We start from the raw sequence: 1,708 nt of genomic DNA on the forward strand, positions 1-1,708 counted from the left end.
CAGCGAAATCAGGGTCCACATGTTGGGCGAGCGGTTTATGACAGAGTCCCACCCTCGTTTGAAAAACGGGAGGGCTGCCCAAACGATTATCGGCGTCGCCAGAGCAAACTCCAGATACATCGCATTTTGATGCCCGACCCAGTCGCGGACGGGTAAGCCGACAAGCGGTCCCATGGTCAGCACGACCAGCGGCACCGCGACGGCGGCGCTGATCCACATGCGCCGGGTAAAGTCGGTCAATTCCTCGCTATGGGCATCCGAGGGCAACATCGGCTCCAGCGCCATGCCGCAGATCGGGCAAGACCCCGGTGCATCGCGGATGATCTGAGGGTGCATCGGGCAGGTGTATTGTACACCCACCGCCGCCACCTTGCCGCGCTTGGCCGCGTTGCCGGAGGCATAGAACCACGGGTCGCCCTTGAATTTCGTCTGGCATTTCTCGGAACAGAAGTGAAACGGCTTGCCAGCGAAGCTTTCGGTCCGCGTATCAGCCTTCAGCGTGACGGTCATGCCGCACACGGGGTCAATGGCCGTCGCCGCCCCGGCTGGCGCCGCCGCTTGCGGTGGCATGGCGTCCGCCGCCGGGTGAACATGTGCGGTCTGCTGATCAGGTGTGACTGGCATCTTTGGGTCTTTCAATGAAAGGCGCACGCATCCCGACACCGGGGAAGCACGGATGTTGGCCGTAACCCAACGCGCCGACTGCAGATTTGTTCCTCATTCCGGGACTGGAGGGTCAAGTGCTGATCCGGATCCGGGCTAACAATCGCGGCACAAGGGATGGAAGGAAAACCTTACGCCCCTTGTCGTGTGAAGTGCTGATACAGGTTTGCTGTCTACACCATCACGCAGTTTTGAACTCGCCATCGGCCTGTCCCCCAGCTATCAGATGAAACAAGACGTTCATCAGGGGGCGCGGGCGATTGGTTGACGGCACCATACCTGTAGCATGGCAGAATGAAGCGGCACTGCGCCGCGTCGGTCACCCCCGCGTGGCCGGTGTGCTGTTTCGGATCAGCGCTCTTTTCGTTCTGATTGCCGTGCTGTTCCTTGGCCCCTTCGCAGGTCAGGCACAGGCCCACGGTCTTCATGACGGTTTGTCAGTGCAGATGCTCGCGAACTGGGCCGAAAGCACAGTGTCGCAGGACGAGGCCGAAGCCCTGAGCGAGCAAGCCGGCTGCGGCGTGAGTTGCTGCTCGGCCACCGGATGCGCAGCGGCTGTTCTGAGTGCAGCACATCCTTGCATCGTGGTCGTAGCCATTGACGACCGCTTTGCATTGCCGGGCCACACCGCGCCCAAACCGTCACCACAAAGTACGTTGAAACGCCCGCCAAGAGCCTGATCCGGGAATCGCTGCGGAACCGGTCGCAGCACATCTGGATACGGCAACATCTTGAGGCGTCTCATGGCACTATTTCGTTTGGGCTTTTTCGTGGCCCTGTTGGGCATCACCTTTGCTGGTACCGCATTTGCGCATGAAGGTCATGTGCACGGCGATGAAGCCCCGCCGCCAACGCTACAGACCGCACCGCGTGCCACCGCAGCTTCGCCACTGTTTGAACTGGTGGCCGTGGCCAATGGCGCAGGACTTGTGCTCTATCTGGACCGGTTCGAGACCAATGCCCCGGTCATCGGCGCGATGGTGGACGTCGAAACCCCGGTAGGCCCAGCCAGTGCGGTTCAAGATGGAGAGGTCTACCTGCTGGA

2 protein-coding genes and 1 pseudogene are annotated in these 1,708 nt (G+C 61.1%); 2 read left to right on the forward strand and 1 reads right to left on the reverse strand.

Annotated elements, in window-relative coordinates; genetic code table 11:
• The coding region (locus tag RMO18_RS18780) for a heavy metal-binding domain-containing protein (protein WP_309668000.1) at nt 1-570 on the reverse strand (570 nt) is incomplete at its 3' end.
• Between the two features lie 353 nt (nt 571-923).
• Between RMO18_RS18780 and RMO18_RS18785 the strand changes: the two genes are divergently transcribed.
• Both RMO18_RS18785 and RMO18_RS18790 read left to right on the forward strand, forming a co-directional pair.
• The gene (locus RMO18_RS18785) at nt 924-1,343 is read left to right on the forward strand and encodes a hypothetical protein (RefSeq protein ID WP_309667999.1); all 420 of its coding nucleotides are present in this window, start codon (nt 924-926) and stop codon (nt 1,341-1,343) included.
• A 63-nt stretch (nt 1,344-1,406) separates the two neighbouring features.
• Nucleotides 1,407-1,708: pseudogene (locus tag RMO18_RS18790) on the forward strand (hypothetical protein); the annotation flags it as partial.

Source organism: Tabrizicola sp., assembly GCF_031377265.1.
Lineage (GTDB): Bacteria > Pseudomonadota > Alphaproteobacteria > Rhodobacterales > Rhodobacteraceae > JAUYQR01.